This is a genomic window from Streptomyces sp. NPDC054765, from assembly GCF_053612065.1.
This window is the reverse complement of the sequence record NZ_JBSHBP010000128.1, coordinates 1-8,615: the sequence shown is the minus strand read 5'-3', so window position 1 is coordinate 8,615 and position 8,615 is coordinate 1. Positions and strand designations below refer to the sequence as shown.

7 protein-coding genes and 1 pseudogene are annotated in these 8,615 nt (G+C 68.6%); 1 reads left to right on the top strand and 7 read right to left on the bottom strand.

Annotated features, from left to right (window positions below; translation table 11 throughout):
• Positions 1–316 precede the first annotated feature (316 nt).
• Positions 317–1,060, top strand: coding sequence for a glycosyltransferase (locus ACWGJY_RS37040; protein WP_453265291.1), 744 nt, complete (start codon positions 317–319; stop codon positions 1,058–1,060).
• A gap of 150 nt (positions 1,061–1,210) precedes the next feature.
• Here ACWGJY_RS37040 and ACWGJY_RS37035 read toward each other — a convergent pair whose 3' ends face one another.
• From ACWGJY_RS37035 to mtnA, 7 genes and pseudogenes are all read right to left on the bottom strand, one after another.
• Positions 1,211–3,556 (bottom strand): hypothetical protein, encoded by a 2,346-nt coding sequence (locus ACWGJY_RS37035; protein WP_453265290.1) that lies wholly within the window; start codon positions 3,554–3,556, stop codon positions 1,211–1,213.
• 172 nt (positions 3,557–3,728) lie between these two features.
• Complete coding sequence (locus tag ACWGJY_RS37030) at positions 3,729–4,442, bottom strand: DUF6333 family protein (RefSeq protein WP_453265289.1); 714 nt, start codon at positions 4,440–4,442, stop codon at positions 3,729–3,731.
• A 288-nt stretch (positions 4,443–4,730) separates the two neighbouring features.
• A pseudogene (locus ACWGJY_RS37025) lies at positions 4,731–5,527 on the bottom strand (S-methyl-5'-thioadenosine phosphorylase).
• A 17-nt stretch (positions 5,528–5,544) separates the two neighbouring features.
• Positions 5,545–5,736 carry a hypothetical protein gene (locus ACWGJY_RS37020; protein ID WP_453265292.1) on the bottom strand — a complete coding sequence of 64 codons (192 nt, stop codon included), beginning with the start codon at positions 5,734–5,736 and terminating at the stop codon, positions 5,545–5,547.
• Positions 5,733–6,266, bottom strand: a complete 534-nt coding sequence (locus ACWGJY_RS37015) for a hypothetical protein (protein WP_453265293.1) — start codon at positions 6,264–6,266, stop codon at positions 5,733–5,735. The genes ACWGJY_RS37020 and ACWGJY_RS37015 overlap by 4 nt, the downstream gene beginning before the upstream one ends.
• On the bottom strand, positions 6,263–6,841 hold the full coding sequence (locus ACWGJY_RS37010) for a 1,2-dihydroxy-3-keto-5-methylthiopentene dioxygenase (protein ID WP_453265288.1): 579 nt from the start codon (positions 6,839–6,841) through the stop codon (positions 6,263–6,265). The genes ACWGJY_RS37015 and ACWGJY_RS37010 overlap by 4 nt, the downstream gene beginning before the upstream one ends.
• A complete protein-coding gene (gene mtnA / locus ACWGJY_RS37005) occupies positions 6,838–8,199 on the bottom strand; it encodes an S-methyl-5-thioribose-1-phosphate isomerase (RefSeq protein ID WP_453265287.1) in 1,362 nt (453 codons plus the stop codon). Before mtnA ends, ACWGJY_RS37010 begins: the two co-directional genes overlap by 4 nt.
• Positions 8,200–8,615: the final 416 nt, after the last annotated feature.

Here is an 8,615-nt window from a genome sequence, read left to right as displayed (position 1 = left end):
GCTACCTCGCCGGCCTCCACCTCCGCGCCTCGATGATCTGGGTCAATGACCTCCTGCAGGCAACTGATTGATCACAACCACACACAGGCCCTAGAGCCGTCGAGTTCGGCGCCGATGATGGCGGTGAGGTCTTCCTTGGCACCTGCAGGCAGTCTTTCGGTGGGGATTGTTAATTGCAGGGCGGTTGTGCTGTGTGACAACTAGCATCGCGTCTCGACCCTGGATTTTGCGGAGGTCTGGATCACAGCTTGTCGCATAGCCTTAAAAGCTGGCCAATTTCGCGGCATGGCGTCGCCGATGCTGACTTTGTGCTGACTTGCTGACCCGGAAGTATGCTCTGACCTGCAACGACGCCTCGCCGTACCTCTTCGGCTTCCACTGGCACCGCCCCATCCAGGCCCGCGCCAACAGCCCTATGGTCTGCTCGGGTTGCTACTCCGTCTTCCGCCGCGACGATCTGATGGCCTTCGGCGGATTCCCCGAGCGCACCATCGTCGAGGACATGGATTACACCTGGTCGCAGCAGCTTGCCGGCAGACGCGCGGTCTACGTCTCCGATGCGGTCGCCCTGGCCGCCGACCCGGAAGACCTCACCTACCTCCGCAAACAGGTCTGGCGCTGGATGGCCGGCTTCTGCCAGAACGTCCGCCTCCATCTAGGCCGGCTGATCCTCCACAAACCCCTCCTGGCCCTCTGGGTCCTGCTCGCCCTCCTGGAAATCCTCACCGCACCCCTCTGGTGGGCGACCCCGTTCCTCGGTGCCGAAGCAACGGGCCAGCCCCTCGCCACCACCTTCATCTGGTGGGCCGGAGCCGAGCTTCTGCTGACACTGCCACCTCTCCTCTGCGCCGCCTACCGCCGCAAACTCCCGCTGTCCGGCGTGCTGTTGAACCTCCTCTGCGTCTACGCCACCAAGGCCGTCAACCTCATCCACGCCTGGAAGGCCCTCATCGTGGAACTGCTCCTGGTCCCGCTCCATGCGGCACGGGGCCTGACGGTCTACGAGAAGGGACGGGCCGACACACCGACCGCCAGACCGGCATTCCCCGGGGTGGGGTGACACGGGGGCGTGGGCCGTGGTCCACAGGGTTCGGACCTATGAGGTCGTCTCCCTTTTCCGGCCTCAGGTGGGCGGAGTCCAAGCGAGAGGGCTCCACCCCCGGATGTGGGGGTGGAGCCCTCTCACGATGGACACAACCACCTGCTCAGGTCAGCTGGTGGGCTCCTGCTTGCGGCGGCGCATCCACCAGGTGAGTGCTGCCCCGGTCGCGGCGAGCGCTGCGGCGAGGCCCGCGATCAGGCCCACGGGGGTGCTGTTTCCGGTGCGGGCGAGGTCGCCGTCGGGGTTCTTTGTCGCCGGCGGCTGGCTGTGGTCGCCGCCGGGTGTGGACGGGTCCGGCGCCGGAGTCGACGGGTTGTGCGTCGGCGTGGGCTTGCTGGTGTCCGTCGGCGTGGGCGTCGGGGTGGGTTCGCCACCGGCGCCTCCGCGCTCACCCGAGGCGCCCAGGAAGACCTGCTCGGTGCCGCGGTAGGTGGTCTCCGTCTGGGTGGAGGTCTTGGTGGTCTTGTCCAGGTCGCGGTGCTGAAGGTTGAACTGGGTGCGCGTGATGTTGCGCTTGGGGGCCTTGGAGAAGTCGACCCCTCCCATGGACAGGATCCACACCTTGCCGCCGTACGTCCGCTTGAACTTGTAGTCGCCGTTCCTGAACGAGTGGACGTACTTGTCGTAGACGGTCTTCTTGTCCCAGTTCTGGTTCGGGGCGCGCAGCTTCCACTTGGAGATGTTGTTGCTGTTGATGATCTTGTGGAAGTCGGTGAGGTGGGCGGCATCCGCGCGGCGTACGTGCTCGGCCGCGACGCGGGAGCGGTAGACGTAGCGCAGGTCGGCGTAGGCCGGGTCGTTGTTGACGCGCCGTTCCAGCTCGGGCCGGATCACCGTCTTGAGGAGGGTTTCGGCCTGCCGGGTCTGCGCTTCGTTGATCTTGCAGGTGTTCGGCGGGACGTCCGGGCCTGTCGGCACCTCCATGTTGACCTTGAGGGGTGCGTCGAGGATGTAGATGCCGCCGTCCTGCTCGCGGACCGTGGCGGGCTTGGGGGTGATCCACTGGCGGATGATGGGCAGGCAAGGCTGACCCTCCGCGGTGCGGGGAGCGGCCCGCCAGAAGCGTTCCCCGCGCTCGTACTTGTCGGGGTTCATCGCGTCGGCGTAGTCGTGCTTGAGGGTCAGGTCTGCTTCCAGCAGGATGCGGCCGGCGTCGGTCTTGGCGAACTCCTTGTCCAAGATGAGGTCCGGTCGGATCGGGTTGAGGTTGACCCAGAACTTGTCGGGGGTCAGGGCCAGCCAAGTGAAGAAGGCGTTGTTGGCCAGGTTGAGGCGGGCTTCGCCGCCGTATCCGGGCTTGGCGTCCGGATCCTTGGCGTAGTCGGCCTTCATCGAGTACTTCATCCCCTTGCCCTTGGCGGGCGTGGAGACGTAGTTGAGCTGCATCGTGGAGAAGTCGATGCCGCCGGGTCCGCGCATGAAGTAGCCGCCGCGGTTGCTGGCCTGGTACTGCTTCTGGATGCGGAAGGCTTCCTCGGGGGTCTTCCCCGAGCGCAGCGCCTGGTCCATGATCGGGGAGCGTCCGGCCTTGAGCGGGTCGGCGTTGAAGCGCGGGTCGTACTTGGTGTAGTTGTTCGGCTTCTGCGGGCGCTCGATGGCGTTGGAGCGACGTTCGACGATGCCGGCCTGGGGCTCGCGGGTGTTGCGTGCCGCCTTCAGGTCTTTGTTGAAGGCTTCGATCTTGTCCTTGCTGGGCTTGTCCGTGGCCGCGCCGGTCAGGTACTGGAACTTGTCCTTGGGGCGCTGTTTGGCGAGTTGCCGATCGGCCTTCATCTGGTCGTCTTCGACGTGGCCGTTCGACTTGATCTCGACGTTGCGGCCCTCGGCGCGGTTGCGGGCATCCACCCGCCTGTTCTGCGGTTTGCCGTCCTCGTCGGTGTACTGGAGGGTGTCCTCACACCACCAGTCCGGGCCGATCATGTTGTACTTCTTGACCATACGGGCCATGAACGCTTCGCCGCGGGGCGGGCTTCCGTGGGGGGCCAGCCAGCGGATGTCCATCCACCGGTTCCACTCCTTGTACCCGTTGGACGAGTTGTACTGGCGCTGGTAGCGGGCGTACATCTCCATGACCCGGTATTCGGGCTTGCCGGTCTTCTCGAACTTCTTCTGCCATGACTTGTAGTCGGTTCCGGCGTTGTCGAGCTGCTCCTTGGTGGGTGCAAGGACGCCGTCAAAGTCCCTGGCGGGGTTGGTGTAGGTGTAGTTCTCGTCGGTCGGGTACGGGTCGTAGTCGCCGTTGAGCGGCGGACCGGAGTTGGGCGGAGTGGTGCCGTAGCTGTGCCCGAGGTACTTCTCGTCACAGCGCTGCGGTTTGGGTGCGGCCTCGGCCTGGTTGATCTGGAGTCCGGGAAGCCCGGCGAGGCTGACGGCTGCTGCTGCGCCGATGGCGAGCGTGAGGCGCCCCCACAGGCGCGCTGGGCGGCCGTGCGGCCGTAATATCGGGATGGTCACGTGGTTTCTCCCCCTGAGAAGCCCGTGCCGGACGCGCCGCGTGGGGCTGGGGCTTCCGAGTCGTCTGGAAAGAGTGCGGCGCCGGCGACTTGCCAACCTTAGAGTCGCCGCCGTCTGAGCGGGGTCCGATTCGGGCGATCGTTTCGCCCAACTAGCTGTCGTGGTCGGATCGTTACTCTTCGAGCCAGGTTTCTTCCAGGTTCACGGCCACCTCGCGGGGGCGCCGCACACGGAAGACGGACACCGTCCGTTCGCGCCACCTGACGGGCATGAGGGTATGCAGGACGGCGTCTTCCAGCTCGCTCCAGGCCATGACGCGGGGTTCGGCGTCAGCGTTGAAGTCGACGTCTTCCAGGGCGTTGTGGGCGGCGAAGGCGTCGAGGGTGTCCTGGACGTTTCCGTTGACGGTCCAGGGGTCTTCACCGGCCCATCCATCGGCCCACAGACGGGTTCCGTCGGGGTGAAGGAAGAGGAAGCACCGGTAGCGGAGGGAGAAGTCGACGGTGGCCGATCCGATGAGGGCCGTGTTCGGATGCAGCTTGGCCAGGGCTTCGGCGTGTTCGGCCAAGGGGGTGAACTCGCCGCGGTGAGCGAAGGCCGCATCCGTGATCTCGGTAACCGGTCCCCAGCAGCCGACCTGGATCTGTTCGAGATCGGCCCGGGTCTCATGAGGGAACTCGTCGCTGGTGCGGCGGGGTTCCAGCTCGGCGGTGATCTCCTCGACGGTGGTGAGGCTTGCGGCGATATCGCGAGCTCGGGCCCGGTCGTGGGAAGGCAGAGAGCCGTGTGGGCCGGGGAAGGGCCGCTCGATCATCGTCAGGCGGAACGCGCCGATGCGGGCTACGGGGGCGTCGGGGGGATAGTCCCAGATGCTGTTGTCGGTCATAGCCGCCCACGGTAGTGGCCGCCACCGGCGGTGCGGCGAGGTTCATGTCCGCCCGCGAAACGTGCAGTTGAGAGGCCCACTCTCCAGACGGAAGGGTGGGCCCCTCGCCCTGGTATCGCCGCAGGCCGGCGACTGTCGACCCACAACGGTTGGCTTGCGGCGGCCGCGTGGGTCGGCCTCCTCGGCCCCGGCCGCTTCCCGGGCAGGCGATCGAGGGGGTGGGGTGAGGCACGGTCCGGTCGCCCTTGCCCGGGCGAGGGTGCCGGGATCGGGTCGTGGAGCGGATACTCAGGGCATTTCGAACGGCAGGTGCAGGTTGTCGAGCGCGTGGGCACAGTGGCATGTCCGCTGCTCGGGCAGCGCCTCCACCGTCTTCAGGACGATCCCGCGCAGCCGCTCGATGTTCTGCGCGAACACCGCGAAGACCTCTTCCTGGGAGACGCTCTCCTCGGCGTCGATGCCCGCGTCGAAGTCCGTCACCAGAGCGAGCGAGGTGTAGCAGACGGCCAGTTCGCGGGCGAGCACGGCCTCCGGGTGCCCCGTCATATTGACCAGCGACCAGCCCTGCGCGGCGAACCACTGGGACTCGGCCCTGGTCGAGAGGCGGGGCCCCTCCACCACGACCATGGTGCCGCCGGTCCGCACCTCGTCGCCCGCGGCAGCGGCCACGGCCGCACTGCCGGCCGTGCAGTACGGGTCCGCGAAGGGCACATGCACCGCGCCCTCGTCGATGTACGTCTGGATGCGGCCGCTGGTGCGGTCCACCAGCTGGTCCGGTACGACGATGGCGCCCGGGGGCAGGTCGCGCCGCAGGGAGCCCACGGCACACGGCGCCAGGATCTGCCGTACGCCCAACGAGCGCAGGGCCCAGATGTTCGCCCGGTAGTTGATGCGGTGCGGCGGGAAGCGGTGGTCGTGCCCGTGCCGGGCAGGAACGCCACGCGGCGGCCGGCGACGGTGCCGACCGAGACGGGGGCGGACGGCTCGCCGTACGGTGTGTCGACGTGCACCTGCTCGGCGTCCGCGAGCAGTTCGTAGAACCCGCTGCCGCCGAGAACGCCGATCTCCGCGGAGGTCTCGCTCATGGTGTGTCGTGCCTCGCTCATTCTCGTTCCAGCCGTACGTCGGTCAGAGTGCGGACTGTGGGGTAGGTGCTCGCCGCCGCCTCGGAGGCGTCTTCCGGGCGCTGCACGTGGAGGGCCTGCCAGCCGGCGGCGGTGGCGGCGTCCAGCTCCGCCGGCGAGTCGCTGAGGAAGAGGGTCCGGCCGGGCGGTACGCCGATGGCGCGGGTCAGCGTCCGGTAGGACGTCGGGTCGTGCTTGCCGCCGGCGTTCTCCAGGACGAAGTAGTCGTCGAGGAGCCCGGTGAGGTCCCCGTGGGCGGTGTGGGCGAACCAGTTCCGCTGGGCGTCGCGGGCACCGGAGGAGTAGATGTAGCGGGCGATGTACCCCCGGCCCAGCGTTCGAGCGCCGGGGGTACATCGTCGTACACGTGCCCGGTGAGGGTTCCGTCCGCGTAACCCTCGGCCCAGATCAGAGACTGGACGGCCTTGAGGAGCGCGGCTTTGATGTCGGCGTCGGTCCAGGCGAGCAGCGCCCGGACCGCTCCGGCCTCGTCGAGGTCCGGCCGGCCGTCGGCGTCCCGAATCTGCCGGAGGACCGCGGCCTGCCGCTCGGTGCCCCGGTGCCGGACGAACCATCCGGCGAACCGCTCCCGGGCATAGGGGAACAGCACGTCGTGCACATGGGAAGCCGAGCCGGTCGTCCCCTCGATGTCGAGGACCACCGCGTCGGCCCGGAGCGGCGGCGCAGCACGGTGGTTCACGCTGTCTCCGCCAGCAGTGCGTCGATGCGGGGGAAGCGCTGGGCGATGGGGTCGCCGGTGAAGTCGCCGACCCAGCCGTCCTCCTCCTCGAAGAAGCGGATGGCGCAGAACTCGGGGCGCGGCCCCATGTCCAACCAGTGCGTGGTGCCGGCCGGCACCGACAGCAGATCGCCCGCCTCGCACACGACCGCCAACACTCGGTCGGCCACGTGCAGATAGAAGCAGCCGGTGCCGTGGGCGAAGAACCGGACCTCGTTCTCGGCGTGCCGGTGCTCCTCCAGGAAGGCGTTGCGGGCCGCCGCCGCGCGCTCCCGCCACTCGGGGCTGTCCTCGGGGTGCAGCTGGACGACGTCCACGTGCCGCAGGCCCTCGCGGGCGCACAGGTCGTCCGCCTCCGGGCGGTAGCGAGCGAGGATCTCGTCCTCGCCGGTGCCGGGGGTGATGGGCCCGCGCAGCGGCCAGTGGCGCAGCTCCACGTCACACTTGCGCAGTTCCACGGCGATGGTCTCGGGATCCCGGGTGCGCAGCAGCACGGTGTCCGGTGCGTCCTGCGGCATCACATGGAGCAGTGTCACGAGAGTGTCCCCTCTTCTTCTCGGGCTTCTTCTCGGGCTTCTTCGGGGGCCTGACCCGGGCTCCGGTCGCCGCCGCGCGGCGCAGGGGTCAGGACCATCAACTGGCAGATGGTCTCCAGGCATTCCAGCCGGTTGCGCGCCTGGGCGAGATCCTTGCCCCAGACCGTCACGCCGTGGTCGGTGATGAGCAGGCCGGGCGCCGCCGGTGCGGCGTCGCGCAGGTGGTCCGCGACCTGGGAGGCGATCCGTGGCACATGCGGCCAGTTGGGAAAGACCGGCAGGGTGGTGCGGGACGGGTCGGCCAGCCCGAGTCCCTTGAGCAGCTCGAACCGCTCAAGCGGCACGGATGTGGTGCGGTCGGTGTCCCCGTACCGGGAGGCGATGGCGGTGGCATAGGGGGAGTGGACATGGATGACCGCGCGGGCGTCGGTGGTGCGGTAGACGGCGGCGTGGATCGAGGTCTCCGCGGACGGCCGCAGCTCGGAGGCCTCGGCGCTCTCGCCCGTCTCCGCGTCCACGAGCAGGATGTCGTACGGCGTGAGCTCTCCCTTGTCCCGCCCGCTGGCGGTGATCAGCGCACGCCCCTCGGGCCCTGGCAGCCGTACGGAGAGGTTGCCGGACGTGCCGGGCATCCAGCCGCGCTGGTACAGGTCCCGGCAGAAGCGGGCGAGGTCGGCGGCGAGCCGCTGCCGGGCCAGGCGGGGGCGTACGGTCTGGTTCTCGGAGACGAGCGCGGTGACCAAGTCGGCCGGTGTGACGTCGAACGCGGGGTTGTAGACCCGGGCGTCCACGGGGGCAACTCCCGTTCCTGCGACGTGCGTTACTTCCTCGGGTGCGCGCTCCTCCACCACGATGCCCGAGCCGTCGGCCAGAGCCGGGTCCCAGGTCGACTGGGGGGCGACGACGACGAAGGGGATGCCGTGCCGGGCCGCGGCCACCGCAAGACCGTACGTCCCGATCTTGTTGGCCACATCGCCGTTGGCGGCTATCCGGTCGGCGCCGACGAGCACGCAGTCCACGAGTCCCTGCGCCATGGCGGCCGCCGCTGCGGAGTCCACGCACAGCCGGTACGGCACGTCCGCTTCGCCCAACTCCCAGGCGGTGAGCCGGGCGCCCTGGAGCAGCGGCCGGGTCTCGTCCACCAGGACCTCCTCGATCCGCCCGCGCCGGGCGAGTTCGACGATGGTCCCAAGGGCCGTGCCCACGGCGGCAGTGGCCAGCCGGCCGGTGTTGCAGTGGGTGAGCACACGCAGCGGCCGGTCGGGGCCGAGCGTGCGGACGAGGTCGGCGGCCCGTGCGACGGCCGCACGGTTGACGGCGATGTCCTCGTCGAGCATGGCCCGCGCCTCGGCGAGCACCGCCGCGGGCCCCTCGCCAGAAGATCGCCGGACGCCTCATGGGCCATGTTGTCGAGGTCGACGCCGGTGCCGGCGATGTGGAGTGCGATGTTGCGAACCAGCCCCCGGGTGCCCTGGTAGAACGTGGTGAACGCGGTGTTGAAGCTGCTGTCCGTGTAGCCGGGCAGATTCGGATTGCCCTTCAACCCGTCCCCCCCCGTGGTCGGCCCGAAGGCCAGATCGATGCGACGGCTCCCGTCGGCTGAGTGACTCATGTCTATGTGACTGACGGCGAGGGGTTTCTTCGACTCACGAATTTGGAGACCCACAAGATCTCTTCCGAGTCCGTGCATGAACAGATTCAGCGCCGCAGCCTCCTCCGCCGCTCCATGACACGAACGCCGCCAGCGACACCGCGTCGAGGCGGTGTCGCTGGC